Genomic DNA, 19,958 nt, shown 5'->3' on the forward strand with positions numbered 1-19,958 from the left:
TCGCCACCATGAAAAAACACGACGTCATCATCTGCGGTGCCGGAATCATCGGCCTGTGCATAGCGCGGGAACTGGTCGCTCGCGGATACCGGGACATTCTGGTCATGGACAAGGAATCCCATCCCGGAATGCACGCCTCCGGGCGAAACTCCGGAGTGTTGCACGCGGGCATCTACTATGATCCCGGTACGCTCAAGGCGCGCATGTGCCTTGAAGGCAACCGACTGATGCGCGAATATTGTCGCGAGAACTCCCTGCCGCTTTTCGAGTCCGGCAAGGTCATCGTGGCCCGCAACAGCTCGGAAGTCCACACGCTGTTCGAACTGGAACGGCGCGCCACGGCCAACGGCGGCAACGTGGAGATCATCGACGAACGACAACTCGAAGAATTGGAGCCTAACGCCCGCACCGCGGGGAAAGCCCTGCACTCCCCCCTCACCGCCGTGGTGGACCCGAAAAGCATCCTCAAGAGCCTCGTGCGCGACCTTGAACGTTCCGGCAAAGTCCGGTTCCAGTGGGGAAGCCGTTTCGTGAAAGCCGGACGCAATTTCATCACCACCGACACTGATGATCTGGCGTACGGCCTGTTCATCAACGCCGCCGGGGCCTACTCAGACAAGGTGGCCCACTCCTTCGGCGCGGGCATGGACTACCGGCTGATACCGTTCAAGGGCATCTACAAGACCCTTCGTCGCCCTGCCGCCGACCAGATACGGGGCAGTATCTACCCCGTGCCGAACATCAATAATCCGTTTCTGGGAGTGCATTTCACCCGCAACGTCCATGGCGAAGTCTACCTCGGCCCCACCGCCATTCCCGCATTCGGCCGCGAGAACTACGGCCTGCTGCGCGGCATCGACGCCGAAGCCCCGGCCATTCTGTGGCGCGACGCGCTCATGTTCCTCAACAACCGCAAATTTCGCAGCGTTGCACTGGAAGAACCCCGTAAGTATTTGTCATCCTGCTTCTTCAGCGATGCCTGCGACTTGGTAAAGGAGCTTAGGCCTGAGGACGTGAAAGACAGCCCCAAGGCGGGCATCCGTCCCCAGCTCGTGAACCTGCGAACGCATGAACTCGTTATGGATTTCATGGTGGAAAAAGTGGGCAATTCCGTGCATGTGCTCAATTCGATTTCTCCGGCCTTCACCAGTGCAATGAGCTTTTCCCGAATGGTAACAGTGGAATACATCGACAAGTAAAACAAATGTTTGAACCGTTTTTTCCTTTCCTCTCTCCTTGACTTGCCGCTTGGCGGGTGTATGCTTCGCGCAACTCTCTTACAGCGAGGTTGACATAATGAAACTCCCTACTTTGAAGTTTGGAGATCTCGCCGCCAAAATGCCCATCATTCAGGGTGGCATGGGTGTCGGCATCTCCCTTTCAGGTCTTGCGTCCGCAGTAGCCAATCAGGGCGGTGTGGGCGTCATCGCAACATCAATGATCGGCATGCGTGACCCGCAGCGAGCCAAGGATCCGCACGCCGCGGATATTCGCGCACTCACCGAGGAAATCCGCACGGCCCGTGAAAAAATGAACGACGGACTGCTCGGCGTGAACATCATGTGCGCGCTGACCAACTTCGCGGACATGGTCTCCACCTCCATCAAGGAGAACGTGGATATCGTCTTTTCCGGCGCCGGGCTCCCGCTCGACCTGCCGAAATACGCCCGCGAGGCATCGGATAATCTGAAGCAGGAAGTGCGCACCAAGCTGGTGCCCATCGTGTCCTCCGGACGCGCCGCCAAGATTATCTCCAAGAAGTGGCTGTCCAAGTACGGCTACCTTCCCGACGGCTTCGTGGTGGAAGGCCCCAAGGCGGGCGGCCACCTCGGCTTCAAGCCCGAGGAAATCGACAATCCGGACTACCAGCTCGAAAAGATCGTCTCCGACGTTGTCGAGACCGTGAAGCCTTTCGAGGACCAGCACGGTCGCGCCATCCCCGTCATCGCGGCGGGCGGCGTGTACAGCGGCGAAGACATCGGAAAATATCTGGCTCTGGGCGCTTCCGGCGTGCAGATGGGAACCCGCTTCGTGGCCACCGAGGAATGCGACGCGGACATCGAGTTCAAGCAGGCGTACGTCAACGCGAAGCAGGAGGACGTGGGCATCATCAAAAGCCCGGTCGGCCTGCCCGGACGCGCCATCATGAACAACTTCCTCAACTCGGTTTCCGACGGCCTGAGAAAGCCCAAGAAGTGCGTGCACAAGTGCCTGCACTCCTGCGCCGAGGAAAACTCGCCCTACTGCATCGCGCAGGCTCTGGTGAACGCATACAAGGGCAAGCTGAAACACGGCTTCGCCTTTGCGGGCGCCAACGCCTACCTCGTGGACAAGATCGTCACCGTCCAGGAGCTGATGACTTCCCTTTCCGAAGAGTTCGACAGACGCTGGAGCAGCGTCGAAGAGTTCGGAAGGGATCTGGCTAAAAAGAAATAGCCGCTTCCAAACGACACAAAAAAAGGCAGGGCCGTTCGGCCCTGCCTTTTTTGTTTGCTGTGTCATCCGCTCTATCAGACGAAGTTTCTGGCTACCTGATAGACAATCACCGCCAGCCCGTAGGCCAGTGTTGTGGAGCCGATCACGCTGAACATCGCCCAGCTCCAGCTCGACTCCCGGGCCATGGTCACCACGGTAACGAAGCACGGTGCGTAGAGGAGCACGAAGATGATCATGGCCAGCCCCGCGGCCTTGCTGAAGCCGGGGTCCGTGGACAGACGCTCGGCCAGCGGGCGCGCTTCTTCGGGGTCCACTTCGCCGAGGGAGTAGGCGGTGCCCATGGTGGACACGATGACTTCCTTAGCCGCGAATCCGCCCACCAGAGCGATGTTCACGCGCCAGTTGAAACCAGCCCACTTGGTCACGCCTTCGAGCGCGGTGCCGATCTGTCCGGCGAAGGTGCCGCGAAGGGCTTCTTCGGCCTGCTCGTTTTCGAGCGTTTCGATACGGCTTTCCAGTTCGGCGACCTGATTCTGCGCACCGGAGGCCTCGACGGTTTCAATCTTCTGCGCGATTTCGGCGCGCTGTGCTTCATAGGCTTCCACGCGATCCTGCGGCATCTGGGGGAAGGTCATAAGCGCCCAGAGCAGGATGGAGATGCCGAGGATGACGGTACCGGCCTTGCGGGCGTATTCCCAGGTGCGCTCCCAGGTGTGGATCAGCACGCCGCGCAGTGTGGGGATGCGGTACGGCGGCAGCTCCATGACGAACGGGGTGGACTCGCCCTTGATGACCGTCCAGCGCAGGATGCGCGCCACGATCAGGGCCATGGCCCACGCGGTGAGGGTGATAGTCAGCATGACGCCCGCGCCCTCTTTGGGGAAGAATGCGGCCGCAAGCATCAGGAAGACGGGCACTTTCGCGCCGCAGGTCATGTACGGGGCCACGAACAGAGTCGCCAGCTTCTCGCGCGGGCTTCTGAGCGCACGGGCGGACATGACGCCCGGCACCGCGCAACCGCCTGCTATGCCGCCGGAGACGATGAACGGCAGCACGGAGGTGCCGTGCAGGCCAAAGGTGCGGAACACGCGGTCGAGCATGTAGGCCATGCGCGCCACGTAGCCGGAGTCCTCCAGCGCGGAGATCATGAGGAACATGAACATGATCAGCGGGACGAAGCCGAGCACGCCGCCGACGCCGTCGATGATGCCGGACACGATCAGCGATTTCAGCAGCCCCTCGGGCATGATGCCGGAAACCGTATCACCCAGCCATCCGAAGAATGTTTCGAGCCAGCCCATGGGTATTTCGCCCACGGTGAAGGTCACCTTGTAGATCATGTAGATGACGCCCAGCATGATGATCGGGCCGAGGAACTTGTGAGTCAGGAAACGGTCGATGTTGTCGGACATGCTGATGCGGTCCTCGTCCAGAACCGGGTAGCGTACGACGTGTTTGACGATGCCGGCGATGAATCCGTAGCGGTAGTCCGCGATGATGGCGTCGGGCTCGGCATTGAGGGTCTTCTTGGTGTGTTCGGCGACCTTGGCGGCCATCTTTTCCAGACGCTGGGAAAGTTCGGAGTCGGCCATACGACCCTTGAGCACCACGTCCTCGTCGTGTTCAAGGTATTTGATGCCGGTCCAACGCGCGGGAACCAGATCGGTGAGCAGACCGGCCTCGGCGATCATGGATTCCATTTCCTCCAGCACGGGATCAAGGTCCGGGCCGTAGGAGATGCGAAGCGACTCCCAGTCGCCCTGATTCTCGTTGGCGTGACGCGCGGCTGCGGCAAGCAGGTCGCCTTTGCCTTCACCGGTGCGGCCCACGGTTTCCACCACAGGGCAGCCGGTCAGTTCGGAGAGCCGCTCGGTGTCGATCTCCTTGCCGCTTCTTCTGACCTCGTCCATCATGTTCAGGGCCAGCACCAACGGCACGCCCATTTCCTTTATCTGAACGGCGAGGTACAGGTTGCGCTCCAGCGCCCCAGCGTTGAGCACGTCCACCACCACTTCCGGCCGCTCTTCGGCCAGAAAGTTGCGGGCCACGAGCTCTTCCTGCGTGTATGCGGTAAGCGAGTAGGTTCCCGGCAGGTCCACGAGTTCGACATCGGTCCCCTGATGTTTCACGATGCCGGTTTTCTTTTCCACGGTGACGCCCGGCCAGTTGCCCACGTGATGCCGGGCTCCGGTGATGGCGTTGAACAGGGTCGTTTTTCCGCAGTTCGGGTTGCCTGCGATGGCTGCAGTTATCTTCTGCATGCTAGTCCTCCAGCGGCTCGACGGTGATGTGGTCCGCTTCGCTGTTTCGAAGAGTGAGGGTGAAGTCCTTGAGTCTCAGTGCCACGGGGTCCTTGAGCGGCGCCTTTCCTATGACCTTTACCTCGGTGCCGGGAATGAGGCCCATGTCACGGATTCTTCGCCCGAGCTCGCCTTGTGCGGAAACGGTCACGATCTTGAGCTTCTGGTTGACGCCTGCCTCTCGCAGACAAAATGCCTTGCCCATCTGGATCACTCCTCTCGATTCAAATGAAAATCGTTTTCAACGGTTTGACAAAAAAAAATTAATCCCCGCCGCAGTCCTGCTTCTGCTGGGGCGTGCAGCTTGAGCCGCAGCCGGAGCATCCGCAGGATCCGGAAGAGGTAGCGCTCTTGACGAAGCGCCTGATGACGAAGAACGCCGCTGCCGCAACGATCACGCCGACGATGATAATATCTGTCATATTTCCCCCAGTGGTTTTGGACGCATCCGCCGCGTCCGTCAACTAGCTTGTAGTGACGTTGAAAATCATTGTCAATGACTTTGGCGGAGAAAGTTCGGATTCTTGTTGCGAGGGGTGGAGTACGGGCATCCTGCTGAAAGTATCTTGTGATCTGGGGAAATCCCCCTGCCTGAAAATCCGTCAACTTGTGCGGTACAGGATGATTCTATATAGTCCACGCCGAAACCGAACCAAGGAGCGCTCCGTGGGCTGCTGCATGTGTGAAGAATATAAATGGGATGACCCGCAGGAGCCGATCCTGTGTCTGCTTGAGGACCGCAAGGAATACTGTCTTTTCCATGCACCGGGCGATTTGAAGGATCATGAAGCGCTTATGGATGCCGCCTGGGAGCGGGTGAACTGTGTGCTGGAAGCCAACGTCGGCCGGGGGGAAAATGATCAGATTTCATGTGATTTAAGCGGTACGGCCTTTGGTGAAGACGTGGATTTTGGCGGAATGGTCTTTTCTACAAGCGACTTCAGGGATGCCAAGTTCGGGGGGGAAGCCGACTTCATGAACGCCACGTTCGGGGGGAAAGCCAACTTCAGGAACGCCACGTTCGGGGGGAAAGCCGACTTATGGTACGCCAAGTTCGGGGGGGAGGCCAACTTCAGGTGCGCCAAGTTCGGGGGGAAAGCCTACTTCTGGAACGCCAAGTTCGGGGGGAAAGCCTACTTCAGGAACGCCAAGTTCGGGGGGGAAGCCTACTTCTGGAACACCAAGTTCGGGGGGAAAGCCTACTTCATGAACGCCACGTTTGAGGGGGAAGCCAACTTCTGGTACCCCGAGTTCGGGAGGAAAGCCTACTTCAGGAACGCCACGTTCGGGGGGGAAACCTCCTTCAGGAACGCCGAGTTCGGGGGGAAAACCTACTTCGGGAACGCCACGTTCGGGGAGAAAGCCAACTTCTGGTACGCCAAGTTCAGGGGGGAAGCCTACTTCACGAACGCCACGTTCGGGGGGGAAGCCAACTTCAGGTACGCCAAGTTCGAGAGCGAAGCTCAATTTCTTTTATCCACCTTTTCTTCTTTCATGATCGCTGACAAAACGGCCTTTGAAGATAAAACCTTGTTTGAAAAAGCCACGTTTCAAAAAAACGCCTCTTTTTCCCAGACCACATTCAAGGAAGTGTCCTTCCCTTTGTCCCGGTTTTACGAGGAGCCCGTCTTTGACCGGGCTGACCTTCGCATGGCCGAGCTGCTTGGTGCACCTGTAGAAGACTTTCGGCTCATGGCCTGCAAGCTGCCCACGCGACGCGGCAGGCGCATAACCTATGATGCGCGCAAGGTGAACGGAATTGGCTATTTTCCGCTGGACAACGTGAACACAGTTAGCACCCTAGAAGAAACTCCGCCGCCGGGGCACCTTGAAGACCTCTACCGCCGCCTGAAAAAAGTCGCCCGCCGGGAGTATGACGAGACGCTGGCCTCGGATTTCCATTATGCGGAAAAGGAGATGCAACGCCACCGAGGCTGGGACATGCTGACCAACTGCGAACGCACCCGGGAAAACAACCACGGCTTCTGTCTTCGCGACCGGGCGAGAGGGCTCGGACTCTGGCTTGTTCTATCCCTGTACCGCTTCATCAGCGGTTACGGCGAGTCGCCTCTGCGCGCCTTTGGGGCACTTATGTTGCTAGTCCTGCTCCCCGGCGCGCTCATGCACCCCCTGCCTGTTCATTTGCCGCTGTGGCTTGCCATTATCGGTTTGATGGCCTTTCCGAAGGGCTTTTTTCTCCCGTTTTGGCTTGGGGCAGCCTCTTTGTGGTTTCTTCCCCACATACCAAATTCATTGGAGAATCTGGACCTCGGCGCGAGCTGGTTGCATTTTATTCCGCTGGTGAAATTGCCAAAGGCGGCCGAATTCGACTGGCTGCCGAGGGCGCTCATGCTCTGCTCTCAGGTCGCCATCACCCTCCAGGCGGCGCTGTTCGGTTTCGCGCTGCGCAACAGGTTCCGGCGATAGGTGCGTTTTTCTTGAAACCACGACCCTTTTGTGTCAAATCTCCCGAAACGGAAAAATGCATCGAAAACAGCTTGAAAGGGGCAACGGTCATGGCTGACGAAAGCACCAAGCGGTTCCTTGAATGGATCGACGTTCTCGCCAAGGGCATCCTCGCAGGAGGCTCCCTCGGCGTCATCGCGGGATGGTTCGACCTCCTGCCCATGGCCCGCGGCGTGGCGCTCGGCGGGCTGGCCGGATGTCTGGCGGCCATCAACTTCAAGCAGCGCAGGGACGAGAAGCGCAAGAACGACAAGGACGCGTAATGCAACTCCGCGTCGTCCTCGCACTGTGCGCCACCCTCACCTTCTGGGCCTCGGCCTTTGTCGGCATTCGAGCGGCCCTGCCTGACTTCGATCCCGGCCACCTCGCCCTGCTGCGCTTCCTCTTCGCCTCGGCCGCCATGCTGGTCTACGCCTTCATCGCCAAAATCCGACTGCCGAGACTGCGCGACCTGCCCATCATCCTGCTGCACGGCTTCCTCGGCTACACCGTCTACCACGTGGCCCTGAACTACGGGGAAACCACGGTCAGCGCCGGGTCCGCGAGCTTCATCATCAGCTCCATCCCGGTATTCTCCACCCTGTTCGCCGTGGTGCTGCTGGGCGAGCGCATCGTCAAACGAACCCTCGTGGGCATTGGCATCAGCATGGCAGGCATCGCGCTCATAGCCTTTGGCGAGGGCGGCGGCATGAGCTTCGACTTCGGCGCCCTGCTCATCCTGCTGGCCGCCGTGTCCGAGAGCCTCTACATCGTTCTCCAGAAGCCCTATCTCGAACGCTACACGCCATTCGAGTACGTCACCTACACGCTCATCGCCGGGACAATCTTCATGGGCCGCTTCCTGCCCGGACTGCCAGAGGCCGTGGCCGGGGCATCCATGGAAAGCATCCTCGCCGTAGCCTACCTCGGCGTATGCCCGGGCGCGGTGGCCTATGCGTTCTGGTCCTACGCGCTGTCCAAGGGCAACGTGTCCAAAATCGTGGTGACACAGTACTCCCTGCCGCTGCTGACCATCGTCATCGGCCTGATCTGGCTGGGTGAATTCCCCGCCCCGCTGGCGCTTGCGGGCGGTCTGGTATCCCTTGCGGGCGTCGTCCTCATCACGGTTCCCAAGGAATTCCTGCGGCGCTGGACACGACGCGAAGCCTGATCCAAAGCGAATCACACATCAAAAAGCCGGACGCCCCATGGGACGCCCGGCTTTATTCTTTCATTATACGAGACCGCTACAGCACGCGGAACTTCTGGCGGGTGCCCTTGCGGTTGTCCACCAGATGCACCGAGCAGGCGATGCATGGGTCAAAGGAGTGGATGGTCCTGAGAATCTCCACCGGACGATCCGGATCCGGACACGGGCAGCCGATGAGCGACTGTTCCGCGGGACTCAGCTTGCCTTCCTTGCAGCGCGGACCGAGGTTCCACGTGGACGGCACCACCATCTGGAAGTTCTCGATCTTCTTGTCCTTGATGCGGATCCAGTGCGAGAGGCCGCCACGGGTGACGCAGCACATGCCGACGCCCTTGGCCTCGTCCGGCATGGTCCATTTGCGATAGATCTTGTCGTCGCCGGATTTCACCCGCTCGTCCACTTCGTCGATCCACCCTTTCATTCGGCGGGTGAGCATGGCTGTCTCCACCACGCGGGACACGGTGCGGCCCATGGTGGAGAACAGGTGCTCCGACTTCATGCCGGTCTTAGCGAACACCTCGTCAAGCATCTTCTTTGTCTCGGACTCGCCGCGCGCGTAGGCAATGGCCCGGCGGGCGAGCGGTCCAGTCTCCATGGCCTCGGTCTTGTAGCGCGGGGCCTTGGACCACGAGTATTTTTCCTTGTCCTCGTAGTTGGTGTACTTCGGATCAGTGACGCCGTCGTACGGCTTGAGCACGTCGTCGCCCTTGTACCAGCTGCGGGCCACGTGCTCGTCGATCTTGTCGATGTCGAGCTTTTCGGCGCTGTCGAGATCGTTGCCCCAGAGCACGCCGGAGCGGAAGTACGGGTCCTTGCCGGTGCTGGGATCGTAGAAATCGCTGAAGTCGAAGAAGTTCTCGGTCCTGCCGTACTTCCACGATTCGGGGAAGCGCTTGGCCATCATAACGATGTCCGGCATCATGGCGTTTTCCACAAATTCCTTGGTTTCCTCCCACAGGCTGCGGAAATGCGTGACCACCTCGGGCTTGAGGCTGTCGTAGCAGGTCATGCCGCCCACGACCATGGACTGCGCGTGCGGATTCTTGCCCGCGAACAGGGCCATGGCCCGTGCGAGCTTGAGCTGAACGCGCAATCCTTCCAGATAGTGTGCGGACATGATGAGGTTTTCCTCGGGCGAGAAGCGGTAGGCCTCGTTGCCGCCGAGGAAATAGGCGTTTTCCAGAAAGCCGAGCTGTCCGGTGCCCACGAAATCATTGAGCCGTTTGCGCACGATGTACAGGTCCGCCGGGTCGCCCCCGCGGTTGCTGGTCTTGTCCACTATCGCCGCAGCCTTGCCGGGATCGGCTTTTGTGGCGGCGGCCATGTCTATCCAGTCCAGACCGTGCAGGTGATAGTAATGCACCAGATGGTCATGCACCACCAGAGCGGACAGGATCAGGTTGCGCATCAGCCCCGCCAGCGGCGGCACTTCGATGTCGAGCGCGTTCTCGATGGCGCGGATGCTCGTCAGAGCGTGGGTGTTGGTGCACACGCCGCAGGCGCGCTGGGTGAACAGGGGCGCGTCCTCGGGCGGCCTGCCCTTGAGGATCTGCTCGATGCCCCGGTAGAGCTGCGTGCTGACCCACGCGTTTTTCACGTGATCGTTTTCAAGTTCCACCTCGACCTTGAGATGGCCTTCTATGCGGGTCACCGGGTCCACGATCAGGCGGTTGCCGGTGCCGTTCATGGCATTGCTTTGACTCATGCGGTAATTCCTCCTTCCTGATGGCGCGGGTTAGGTTTCCGGTCCGTCTTCGATGGGATGGAAGAACGGCGAATAGTCGTCCCAGAAGTTCGGCTCGCTGCATCCGATGCAGGGCGCGCCCGCCTGAACCGGCCAGTTGACCTCGTTGAACAGGGAGGTAGGACAGTTGTTGTAAGTGTACGGCCCCTTGCAGCCCAGCTGATACAGGCACCAGCCTTTCTTCGCCTCGTCGCTCTCGAAATCCGGAGCGAACTCGCCGCGATTAAAGTGCTCCTGCCTCGGGCAATGGTCGTGCACAGTGTCGCCGTAGAACATCTTGGGCCGGTTCCACGCATCAAGCTCGGGCATACCCTTGGTCAGCAGATGGACCACGGTTCCCACGAAGTTCATGGGATTCGGCGGACAACCCGCGATATTGATGGCGTTGACCCCGACCGCCTTGAGCGCGTCGTTGGTACCCTTGGCGCCGGAGGGGTTTGGGGCGGCCGCCTGAATGCCGCCGAAGCAGGCGCATGAACCCATGGCGATGGTCGCATTGGCCTTGGCCGCCACCCGCGCAAAGAGCTGGAACATGGTCTCGCCGCCCACCTTGCCGTACTCCCCGCCGTGATACGTGGGGATGCCGCCTTCGATGACGCAGACGTACCCTTCGGGATTCTTCATGGCCTTCTCAAGTGCGGCGTGGGCCGCCTGTCCGGCTGAGGCCATGACGGTCTCGCAGTAGTCCAGCGAGATGGTATTCATGATGATTTCGTCGAAATACGGCTGGTAGGCCCTGAGAAGCGCTTCGGTGCAGCCGGTGCATTCGGCGCCGTGCATGTAGATGACGGAGGGACGTTTTTTTCCGGCCAACGCATGGGCCACCTTGGGCGCGAATGCCGGTCCCATTCCGATAAAGGCGGCCATGGTCCCGCAGAATTTCATGAAGTCGCGACGGCTGGGCTTCTCGGTGCCTGCCATCATCTTGAGTGTATCGAACCTGTTCGAGTTCGGCATGCGATCCTCCTTGGCTAACCGGGCTTGTGGCAGGCTGTGGTGCAGCCGACGGGGTTATCGCCGCCCGCGGCTCGCCTCTGCGTATGACAGCCGAGACAGCTCGGCGCTCCCTCGGAATGCCACGCCCTGTAAAAGCCGGTCTTGTCCTTGGGATTGTCCGCACTGTGGCACTGTCGGCAGGCCACGAATTCTCCCAGCGTCTTGTCCGACTCCTTGTGATGACACTTCTGGCACGGCACCCTGATGGCGTGGAATCCGTGCGCAAACTTGACCTCCTTGACCCATGTGGCCAGCGGCTCGTTGCCCTTGGGACGTTCCAGAACGATTTCGTCGGGAACCTTATAGGCGACCGCCGTGGTCACTATGACGGCCATCGCCAGCGAAGCCGCCACGGAAAACAGGACCTTTCGGAACATGCTTCCTCCGTTTGGTGAGTAGTTGAGCAATCGAGGTCAAGCATACACGAATCGTGTATTATTCTGATTATAAGATACACGAAGCCATGTATTTCATTTCGGGCAGGCAGGAAAAAGCAGGGACTGGATCGGTTAGGCTTGCAGCGAGAAGGTGAGGGTGGTTCCCTCGTTTTGCGAAGTGTGCATGTCCAGAGCACCGCCAAGCGCCTTGGCGATGAGTCTGGCGGAGTATGTACCGAGGCCGCTGCCACCCTTTTTTTCAGCGGTGGCGTACTTGTCAAAGAAACTGTGCCTGACTGCTTTCGGAACAACCCCGAGGTTATGAACCTCGAGGCGAAAACCGTCATCGCACCGCTGCCACTTCACCGAAACCGTAGAGCCCGCAGGCGCGGCTTCGAACGCATTTTTCAGCAGGTTCGTGAGCATGGTACGATAAAGCGATTCTTCGCCGGGGATCGACTCGCAACGCGCATCCACATGCACATCCAACTGTTTGTACTGCTGCAATGCGCCATTTTCCCCCACGACCTGCTGCACGACGGGTTCGAGCTTCACGTCACAGATATCCGGTATATATTCGCCGCGTTCCATTCGGTGCAGGTCCAGGGAATCGTTGATCATACCCAGAACGCGATGCCCTGCCGCCTCCATGAGAGCGCCCTGCTCCCGCACCTCAGAGTCTTCATGCATCTGAAGCAATTGGGACATTGACACCATCCCGCCAAGGGGACTTTTGAGGTCGTGCTGCGAGATGCGGGCCACGTCCTCCTTGAGTTCATCCAGCTCCTTGCGCTGGGTCACATCCCTCAGGGAAACAAGTGTGGCGGGCTTCGCGTCCCATTCGGTTTCCGTGGAACGGATTTCCATCACTCTGGTGCCCTCGGCGGTCCGCACGCAGGTTTCGACCCCTTCATCCTGCTCCAGCGAAAACTTCATCCGCATCCCGGACAGGCCCTCGGCATCCGTCTCAAACAGCGTCATGGCGGCACTGTTGCCCGTGATGACGGTCCCGGTCGCATCAATGACCAGCAAGGCATCGGGGTTCATCTCGAAAAGTTTGGCGGCCCTCTCCTTCTGTCGCTTCAGCAGCCGGTTGCGGATACTGAGTTCCCGCTGGGCGTTCACGAGTTCGTTGTTGAGCTGCATCATACTGTCGAGCTGTGCAGGGTCATCCGGAGCATCGCGCTCTCGGGAAAGCTGCTGCTGGCATTCCCGAAGCCGAACGCTCTGCTCATTCACGATGGAGACCATCTGATCATAAAGATGAACCAGATTCTCCGGCATGGGGGAGATCACCACCAGCAAGCCGTCATCGTGACGCACGCCGAAATAGTAAAGGGCTTTGACGCCTTCGGAGGTGATTGTGTTGAGTTCCCATCCCATGGAGGATTTCTGCTTCTGCACCCTCTCCAGAAAATCGGTAAGCTTATGCAGCGAGCCGTCATCCACGATGGATACAAGATCCTCACGTTCACCGGATTGAAATATGCCGAGCCCGTCGGACACCACGCGCAAAACACGAGAGGCTTGGTCGCAGACCACCGCGGTGCCAGACGGATGCGAGCCTTCAGCTTTCTCTGTCATGACACCAACTCCCAGCCTTTGCGGACTGCTTCACGGGCATCCGCCGCCGTGGCGTTCGCTCCTACCAGAGCCACCAGATCAGGATTCGCGGCAAAAGGCGCCCCGCCGACCATTATCGCCGGCATGATCCCGGCATCGTCCCTGAGAGCTGCAACAAGCGATTTGACCGCCTGCACATTGTAGGATGTGGTGCATGAAATGCAGACCAGATCGGCCTGTTTATCGCGAACGAAACCGACCAGATCAGCGTCGGGCATACCCGATCCGAGAAAGTGCGTGGTCCAGTTGTTCATCTCGAAAAAGTCGCAGACCATGCGCATGCCCATCTCGTGCAGTTCGGAGCTGACGCAGCATCCCACCACCGTTTTTCCGGCAGAACCGTCGCCCACAATGCGTGGAAACAGATTGGACATGATCAACTGCGTGACGGCCGTACTGTAATGCTCCACGGCCACGCTCACCTTGTTTTGCTGCCAGAGACGACCGATGCGATGCTGGGTGAGCTGGAAAACGTCGAGATACAACGAAGGGATAGCGAGCCCGTCATCAAGCGCATCGATAATCAGGGCGCTTGCCTTGTCCCGCTGACCGTCGAGAAGAGCCTGCTGATAGTCATCCGCAAGTTTCATTGTGCGATCATGGCTGAAACCGCTCATTGTTCGCCTGCCTGCATTTGTTCTGGCGCGGTGAGCGGGTCCAGCTCCTGAATGTTACCGAGAATCCATTCGTAAAGCCCGACCAGAAATCTCGATTCCTGCAAAGGAAGACGACTTTGGCAAAGCTCGATGCAGTGCGGCAGCATACGTCGCCAGTATTCAAGGGCAAAGCCGTGCCCCCGATACGTGCGCATGGCCCATGCCACGGTCTCTACGAAATCCCCATGGCTGAATACTCGGGCCACAGAATGCATGTAACGGAAATGATTGATATGATTCTCTCGCATCATTCCCCGTTTTTCAAAGGGAACGATCAAATCAAGATCAGGCTCCTTCTCCATCCGCTCATTCAGTGCAGGGGCCATACTGAGGTGGATATCCTGCGATGAGACGGCTTCGGGAGCGGCAGGTCGGTCTAGAGCAAGGCTATCCTTCAAAAATTCCAGAGTATCCATGGCAGATATGCTTGAGTTGAGATGAAGTCCAAAAGCCCCGGCAAACCACGAACAGACAGTTCACATCCTCTAAGGACCATGAGTCGGTTCCTAAACAAAAATCTGTCAAAATGCTTTTATAAGAAAAGCAGTACGAAGCATTTATTATTGGTACGGCAAAAAAAGACGCCCCGCAATTGCGGGGCGTCCTGTTTTTTTAGCGTCGTCCTGCGGACTGGGGAGCGCGTTTTCCTCCGCGCGACCCATTGGCGCCACCGGGGCGGCCGGGACGTTTTCCGGAACCTCCACCGGGCCTTCCACGGCGCGGAGCGGATTTCCTGGTATCTGCGCGGTCATAATCGAACCCTTCGAGCTTGTGACGCTCGATGCGCTGATTGACGATCTTTTCGATCTGTCCGACGAGACGTTTGTCGTCATCAGGAGCCAGCAGGGTCAGCGCCGCGCCCGTACGCTCGGCACGGCCGGTGCGGCCGATGCGGTGCGTATAGGTTTCGGCGGTATCCGGCAGGTCGAAGTTGATGACGTGGCTCACACGGGCGCAGTCGATGCCGCGAGCCGCGATATCCGTCGCCACCATGATGCGGAACGTGCCGTCGCGGAACCCGTCGAGGGCGCGGCGACGCTGGTTCTGGCTCATGTTGCCCTGCAGGAAGGCGGCCTCGTGACCCTGACGTTCCAGCTTACGGGCCAGATTCTTGGCGCGATGCTTGGTACGGGTGAAAACGAGTACGCTTTCATGCTCGGTTTTCTCAAGCAGGTCTTCCAGCAGCTGTCCCTTCAGGTGATGCCTGACGGGATAGAAGGCATGGCTGACGCTGTCCGCCGGGCGGGTGTTGTCCACCTGCACGGTGACGGGATTGTCGAGTATCTTGTCGGCCAGCCTGCGAATGTCGTTCGGCATGGTGGCGGAGAAAAGCAGGTTCTGCCGCTGCTCGGGCAGCTTGGCCATGATCCGGCGAAGGTCAGGCAGGAAGCCCATGTCCATCATGTGGTCGGCTTCGTCCAGCACCAGCGTATCAACCTGATCCAGCTTGATGACGCCCTGATTGAGCAGGTCCAGCAGGCGGCCCGGGCAGGCCACCACAACGGTGGCGGATCGCGCGGCCTTGATCTGCGGCGTAAAGCCCACTCCGCCAAACACGGCGGCGGTGCGAATGCCGCTCTGCTTGCCGAATGCGACAAAGCTTTCCTGAATCTGCAGTGCCAGCTCGCGGGTCGGTGCAAGAACCAGCGTCTTTACCGGACCACGCTTGGGAGCGTCGGCATCAAGCAGGCGCTGGAGAATGGGCAGCGCAAAGGCAGCGGTCTTCCCGGTACCGGTCTGAGCCAGACCGAGCACGTCGTTGCCCTTGAGGACATCGGGGATGGCCTGCTGCTGAATGGGGGTCGGGGTTTCATAGCCACAGGCCTTGATTCCAGCGACAATGCGCTGGTCAAACGAAAATTGGTCGAAATTCACTAACTAGTCCTAATTTGGAAGAAAATATGAACGACGGCGCGTGACAGCGGTCGTAATCCGGCAGTGCCGGGAAGCTTCAGGCAGGTCTCTGGGACGAAAAATCGATCTTGGTCCGAATTGATGCGGAACAGGGTCGCCCGTTGGGGAACAGGCGTGAGGGTTTCCGTGCGTCCAGTCACGCTGAGGTGTTACTTTGTAGACGTTATCAGCACAGATGTAAAGCTTCGGCCGTGCCGACCCCAAAACAAAGGCCGGGAACGCCTTTGCCTGACGCTCCCGGACCTTTCGTCCTTCCGATTGGGCAATGCGCCGTAACGCTTATTCCACAGGGAAGGAATCCATATTCGGCTTCATGGCCTTGCCGAGCCAGTCAATGGTCCGACCGAGGTTGCCCATATTCCGCATACCTTCCTCGTCACCGGCGGCTTCCGCCTTGTTCAGACCGTATCCGAGGTTCCAGTATATGGAGCCGGGAACGATCATCTGGGACATGAGGAACATGTGATTGATGGAGTCGTACACATGGATTCCACCGCCGCGACGCACGGCCACCACTGCCGCACCTATCTTGCCGCGCAGCAGGCCGCCGTTGGCGAGTCCCACGTATCCGGCGCGATCCAGCACGGCCTTGAGCTCGGCGGAAACGTCCGAGAAGTATGTCGGGCTGCCGAATACGAGTGCGTCGGCGCGTACGATCTTTTCCATCAGTTCGTTGAACAGGTCGTCATGGGCGATGCACGTGCCGTTTTTCTCCTCGAAACACTTATTGCAGGCAATACAGCCGCGCACCTTGCGACCACCCACCTGAACGAGTTCGGTTTCCCAGCCGGACTGCTCCAGCGGTTCGAGGGTCGCCTTGAGAAGTGTCTCGGTATTACCGCCCTTTCGCGGGCTTCCGTTTACTGCTACTGCGTACATCTTGCCTCCTTTGGCTTGCGTTAGTACGAACAGATGACAAACATAACATGATTCACTCTCTTTTCAAGAGGTTACATCAAAGTCAGCCACTTACACGCATGTAAGTCAGGAACCGCCATGATCCAGCAGTGCCCCCTCAAGAAGGTCAAGGACAAGGAATACCGATNCTTTTTCGAACTGACGCTTCAGGTATTCGGAGGCAAGTGGAAACCCGTCATCATATATCATCTGGCACGCACAGGGGTCATGCGCTACGGAGAACTCAAGCGGACCATACCGGAAATATCCGAAAGGATGCTGGCAAAGCAGCTTCGCGAACTTGAAAATGATGACGTATTGAGCAGAACGGCCTATCCCGAGGTTCCGCCCAAGGTCGAATACGCTTTGACAGATCTCGGAAGAAAACTGCTCCCCGCACTGCTTGAATTGCGAAAATGGGGAATTGAATACGAACGTCACCTCGGGGGCGGCGAGCTTGTCTTTGACCCCGAGAAATACGAAGCCCTTGAAGATCCGGTCCTCCCTTCCACGTAGCAAGTCTGCGCAATACGAAAAGGGGCCGGCTGCTGCCGACCCCTTGCAAGGAAACGCAATCCCTACTCAATCACGCCGAAAACGCCGTCGCATGGAGACCAGGACCAGCCCCGTGAAACCGAGCCCCATGAGAAGCACGGAGGATGGTTCGGGAACCGGCTGCGACAGAAACTCGGCGGGCATCACGAACGCCTGCTCGTATCCGCTGTTGAGCGAATGCATACGGAAATCCATGGAGATCATGTCGTACGGGCTGTCTCCGTTCCACGCCGCGAGCATGGCATTCAACTCTGGCGAGAAAACGGCATAGGCTGCCTCGTTTTCTCCAAGGTTGTGCGGGAAAGGCCCCTCAACCGCATCGGGGCTGCCACACGGTACAGGTATGCCGGAAGCATTGAGACACACATCCCCACCGGAGATGATATAATCTTCAAAGGGTGTCGGCTCCCAGGATGCATCGGAATATGTCGGGGAAACATAGGTTGCCGGATCGCCGCCGAAAATGCCGGTTCCGTCCCCATTGGGGCTTGCCAGATCGAAATATTCAGCTGTGGCACCGCCAGTACTGCTCCATACCTTGACCTGACCATAGGCCCACAGGTCCTGCTCGACCCGCTCCTGATTGTTATTGAAAAAGAAGGCTGGACTCTGTCCGCCCATCTGCCCCATGAACGCCTCGATGGTCGAGTCCCACGTATCCGCCTGATTGGCGGGCATGGTCGGCGTAAATCCGGGGTCAGGCGTCGTGCCTGTCGAAAAAGTGGACACACCGGAACTGTTCGGGGTGGGATACGCATTATCCATTCCCGGGAAGTTGGTGTTTACTCCAGTCCCGGTCGAGCCGGTGGCGATGACGATGCTGTCCTTGATATGACCAGCGGTGGACTGGACGTAATACGGATTTCCGGGGCCGACACCACCGCCGAATTCCTGATCATATTGAAAGGCAAGGATCGGCAGTGAGTACGAATAGAAATCGCCGTACAACATGGCGTTGGTGGTGGGATCAGGAAACGTGAAAGCCTTTGCCCATGACGGCATGGCAACCACGACTGCCACAACAATAATACACGCGCAGACAAACCTGTTCATTGCATTTCCTCCAGTTGAACAGAATTTGCAAAAAGCGTGCACATCCATAACAGCTCAATATCATGGACATTAAAACTTTCCCCACGGTCCTGAAGTGTAGGGTTTTCAAGACACCGTTATGACATCCTTTACACTCTTCTTCGTGCGTGTATCAGTCAGCCTGCCTCCTTCCCGAGCGTGAGGAGGGGGTAGACAGATCNTCATCCCCCTTGTAGAAATCCTGACCGCACGGCACGACCAGCCGTCCGGTAATCCCAGACGAGTCGTACAAGAAAAGTCCCGCTCAAGGCCAAGTCGGCCCGGCGGTTGGAGATATTCATGAAAGCTCAAGAAGCACTGCAACACTTTCGGGGCAAGGAAAAGTACAACTGCGCTCAGGCGGTCCTCAAGGCTTTTCAGCATGAAGCGGGCATCCCCGAAGGCGCAGTCAAGGCTGCCTCCGGAGCCGGTGGCGGCAAAGCCGAAGGCGGACTCTGCGGCGCGCTTTTCGCCGCCGGCGTCATATTGGGTAAAAAGGAAACCAATGACGTTCAGGAAGCCTTTGCCCAAAAGGCCGGTTCAGTCCTTTGCAAACAGATTCGTTCCCTCAAACGCATCTCCTGCCGGGACTGTGTCTCCCTCAGCGCACAACTGACCCAGCGCCGCATGGAAGACAGCCCTTCTTAAGCACCTATCCGATCAATTTTACTAAAAAAACGCCGCTTCGGGCTAGTAAAACAGCAAAACGGGCCCGACCGACAATGTCGCTCGGGCCCGCTCCACAAATATACACGCACACAAGCAGGTGCTGCCGGCTTGGATCAGGAATTCCTACCGCGTCCGCTGCTGGGCGGGATGTCGGCCCCGCAGTTGCGGCACCTCACCGTATCATGCTTCTGCGAATCACCCACCGCCTGCTTGTGGCGGCACTTCGGGCATATCCGCACCTTATTGAGCAGCGAATTGATCGCAACGAAGAATCCCCACATCCATCCTCCAGCTACAGGAGCTCGTGTTCCAGAATGAGGGAGTCGAGCGTGACCATGCCGACGATCTCGCCCATGTGCTCCACCGGAGCGCGATGAATCTTCATACGATGAATCAGCCTCGTGGCGTAGCGGATGTCCATCACCGCGGGGACGGTGATGACCGGCTTGGTCATTATTTCATAGACGCTCACGTCCTCGGCGTCCTGACCGGGAACAAGCACGCCTTCCACGATGTCCATGATGGTTATGATGCCCCAGGCATCATCTTCGTGCCGGCGCTCCACCAGAAGCTCGGAGACCTGTTCCTGCCGCATCTTGTCTGCGGCCATTTTGACGGTCGCCATGCCATCGATGCTCAGGATTTCCGAATGCATCACGTCCCGGACGCGAACTATGGACTGTTTCATTATGTCAACTCCCTGAAATGCTGGTTTCTAGAAATATTTCTCGCGGACTTCTTCCTTGAAACGCTCGATCTGGCTCTCCATACCGATGACCTTTTCAATGGGAACCACAAACGCGATACCTGTGCCCGGCTTCTGGAACTCACCGGCGGTACGGATGGCCTCCAGAACGGGATTGACGAGGTGTTCCTCGATCAGAAAGAAGACGATATCGGTCTGATCTTCCAGCGTCAGCCCGAAAAAGGTCTTGGCCTCGCGCATCCCCGTTCCGCGGGCGGAAATGATCGTCGCCCCAGTGGCGCCCGCCTCCTTGGCCGCATCCACGATGGGATCGGTCTTGTGCGTCTTGACCGGGGCGAAAATAGCTTTGAATTTCATGA

The 19,958-nt window shown here is 58.5% G+C and carries 21 protein-coding genes; 7 read left to right on the forward strand and 14 right to left on the reverse strand.

Annotation, left to right across the window (positions count from 1 at the left end):
- The first annotated feature begins 8 nt into the window (after positions 1-8).
- Together lhgO and B149_RS0112495 are read left to right on the forward strand one after the other, a co-directional pair.
- Entirely contained in the window at positions 9-1,199 is a 1,191-nt protein-coding gene (gene lhgO, locus B149_RS0112490; protein ID WP_018125504.1) for an L-2-hydroxyglutarate oxidase, read from the forward strand.
- 97 nt (positions 1,200-1,296) lie between these two features.
- Positions 1,297-2,436 (forward strand): NAD(P)H-dependent flavin oxidoreductase, encoded by a 1,140-nt coding sequence (locus B149_RS0112495; RefSeq protein WP_026167600.1) that lies wholly within the window; start codon positions 1,297-1,299, stop codon positions 2,434-2,436.
- 74 nt (positions 2,437-2,510) lie between these two features.
- Here the strand turns inward: B149_RS0112495 and feoB are convergent, their stop codons facing one another.
- From feoB to B149_RS18355, 3 genes are read right to left on the reverse strand one after another with little or no spacing between them, the layout of a single operon-like run.
- Entirely contained in the window at positions 2,511-4,697 is a 2,187-nt protein-coding gene (gene feoB, locus B149_RS0112500) for a ferrous iron transport protein B (protein WP_018125506.1), read from the reverse strand.
- A 1-nt stretch (position 4,698) separates the two neighbouring features.
- The gene (locus tag B149_RS0112505) at positions 4,699-4,941 is read right to left on the reverse strand and encodes a FeoA family protein (protein ID WP_018125507.1); all 243 of its coding nucleotides are present in this window, start codon (positions 4,939-4,941) and stop codon (positions 4,699-4,701) included.
- Positions 4,942-4,999: 58 nt separating this feature from the next.
- Positions 5,000-5,158 carry a FeoB-associated Cys-rich membrane protein gene (locus B149_RS18355; RefSeq protein ID WP_018125508.1) on the reverse strand — a complete coding sequence of 53 codons (159 nt, stop codon included), beginning with the start codon at positions 5,156-5,158 and terminating at the stop codon, positions 5,000-5,002.
- A 256-nt stretch (positions 5,159-5,414) separates the two neighbouring features.
- On the opposite strand from B149_RS18355, the gene B149_RS0112515 reads away from it, so the two are divergent.
- The 3 genes from B149_RS0112515 (at position 5,415) to B149_RS0112525 (ending at position 8,352) form a co-directional block, all read left to right on the forward strand.
- Complete coding sequence (locus tag B149_RS0112515) at positions 5,415-7,163, forward strand: pentapeptide repeat-containing protein (protein ID WP_018125509.1); 1,749 nt, start codon at positions 5,415-5,417, stop codon at positions 7,161-7,163.
- Positions 7,164-7,252: 89 nt separating this feature from the next.
- Positions 7,253-7,465, forward strand: coding sequence for a hypothetical protein (locus tag B149_RS0112520; protein ID WP_018125510.1), 213 nt, complete (start codon positions 7,253-7,255; stop codon positions 7,463-7,465).
- On the forward strand, positions 7,465-8,352 hold the full coding sequence (locus tag B149_RS0112525) for a DMT family transporter (protein WP_018125511.1): 888 nt from the start codon (positions 7,465-7,467) through the stop codon (positions 8,350-8,352). The genes B149_RS0112520 and B149_RS0112525 overlap by 1 nt, the downstream gene beginning before the upstream one ends.
- A gap of 76 nt (positions 8,353-8,428) precedes the next feature.
- On the opposite strand, the gene B149_RS0112530 is transcribed toward B149_RS0112525, so the two are convergent.
- The 8 genes from B149_RS0112530 to B149_RS0112565 all read right to left on the reverse strand — a co-directional run bounded on the left by B149_RS0112530 (position 8,429) and on the right by B149_RS0112565 (position 16,580).
- A complete protein-coding gene (locus tag B149_RS0112530; protein WP_018125512.1) occupies positions 8,429-10,096 on the reverse strand; it encodes a nickel-dependent hydrogenase large subunit in 1,668 nt (555 codons plus the stop codon).
- Between the two features lie 30 nt (positions 10,097-10,126).
- Positions 10,127-11,092: a hydrogenase small subunit gene (locus B149_RS0112535; RefSeq protein WP_018125513.1), complete on the reverse strand. Its 966-nt coding sequence runs from the start codon at positions 11,090-11,092 to the stop codon at positions 10,127-10,129.
- 14 nt (positions 11,093-11,106) lie between these two features.
- The gene (locus tag B149_RS0112540; RefSeq protein ID WP_018125514.1) at positions 11,107-11,508 is read right to left on the reverse strand and encodes a cytochrome c3 family protein; all 402 of its coding nucleotides are present in this window, start codon (positions 11,506-11,508) and stop codon (positions 11,107-11,109) included.
- A 132-nt stretch (positions 11,509-11,640) separates the two neighbouring features.
- Positions 11,641-13,092, reverse strand: a complete 1,452-nt coding sequence (locus B149_RS18030) for a sensor histidine kinase (RefSeq protein ID WP_018125515.1) — start codon at positions 13,090-13,092, stop codon at positions 11,641-11,643.
- A complete protein-coding gene (locus B149_RS17200) occupies positions 13,089-13,748 on the reverse strand; it encodes a cobalamin B12-binding domain-containing protein (RefSeq protein ID WP_018125516.1) in 660 nt (219 codons plus the stop codon). The genes B149_RS18030 and B149_RS17200 overlap by 4 nt, the downstream gene beginning before the upstream one ends.
- Positions 13,745-14,203 (reverse strand): hypothetical protein, encoded by a 459-nt coding sequence (locus B149_RS0112555; RefSeq protein ID WP_018125517.1) that lies wholly within the window; start codon positions 14,201-14,203, stop codon positions 13,745-13,747. Before B149_RS0112555 ends, B149_RS17200 begins: the two co-directional genes overlap by 4 nt.
- Before the next feature lie 196 nt (positions 14,204-14,399).
- The gene (locus B149_RS0112560; RefSeq protein WP_018125518.1) at positions 14,400-15,662 is read right to left on the reverse strand and encodes a DEAD/DEAH box helicase; all 1,263 of its coding nucleotides are present in this window, start codon (positions 15,660-15,662) and stop codon (positions 14,400-14,402) included.
- Between the two features lie 318 nt (positions 15,663-15,980).
- Positions 15,981-16,580, reverse strand: coding sequence for a flavodoxin family protein (locus B149_RS0112565; RefSeq protein ID WP_018125519.1), 600 nt, complete (start codon positions 16,578-16,580; stop codon positions 15,981-15,983).
- Between the two features lie 117 nt (positions 16,581-16,697).
- On the opposite strand from B149_RS0112565, the gene B149_RS0112570 reads away from it, so the two are divergent.
- On the forward strand, positions 16,698-17,114 hold the full coding sequence (locus B149_RS0112570) for a winged helix-turn-helix transcriptional regulator (protein ID WP_018125520.1): 417 nt from the start codon (positions 16,698-16,700) through the stop codon (positions 17,112-17,114).
- A gap of 66 nt (positions 17,115-17,180) precedes the next feature.
- Here B149_RS0112570 and B149_RS0112575 read toward each other — a convergent pair whose 3' ends face one another.
- Positions 17,181-18,254: a PEP-CTERM sorting domain-containing protein gene (locus B149_RS0112575; RefSeq protein WP_083909229.1), complete on the reverse strand. Its 1,074-nt coding sequence runs from the start codon at positions 18,252-18,254 to the stop codon at positions 17,181-17,183.
- Between the two features lie 270 nt (positions 18,255-18,524).
- On the opposite strand from B149_RS0112575, the gene B149_RS18035 reads away from it, so the two are divergent.
- The gene (locus B149_RS18035) at positions 18,525-18,872 is read left to right on the forward strand and encodes a C-GCAxxG-C-C family (seleno)protein (protein WP_018125522.1); all 348 of its coding nucleotides are present in this window, start codon (positions 18,525-18,527) and stop codon (positions 18,870-18,872) included.
- A gap of 313 nt (positions 18,873-19,185) precedes the next feature.
- Here B149_RS18035 and B149_RS0112590 read toward each other — a convergent pair whose 3' ends face one another.
- Positions 19,186-19,581, reverse strand: a complete 396-nt coding sequence (locus B149_RS0112590) for a CBS domain-containing protein (RefSeq protein WP_018125524.1) — start codon at positions 19,579-19,581, stop codon at positions 19,186-19,188.
- A gap of 27 nt (positions 19,582-19,608) precedes the next feature.
- Positions 19,609-19,956 (reverse strand): P-II family nitrogen regulator, encoded by a 348-nt coding sequence (locus B149_RS0112595; RefSeq protein ID WP_018125525.1) that lies wholly within the window; start codon positions 19,954-19,956, stop codon positions 19,609-19,611.
- Positions 19,957-19,958 lie beyond the last annotated feature (2 nt).

The sequence above is a fragment of the Desulfovibrio oxyclinae DSM 11498 genome (assembly GCF_000375485.1).
Taxonomy (GTDB): domain Bacteria; phylum Desulfobacterota; class Desulfovibrionia; order Desulfovibrionales; family Desulfovibrionaceae; genus Pseudodesulfovibrio; species Pseudodesulfovibrio oxyclinae.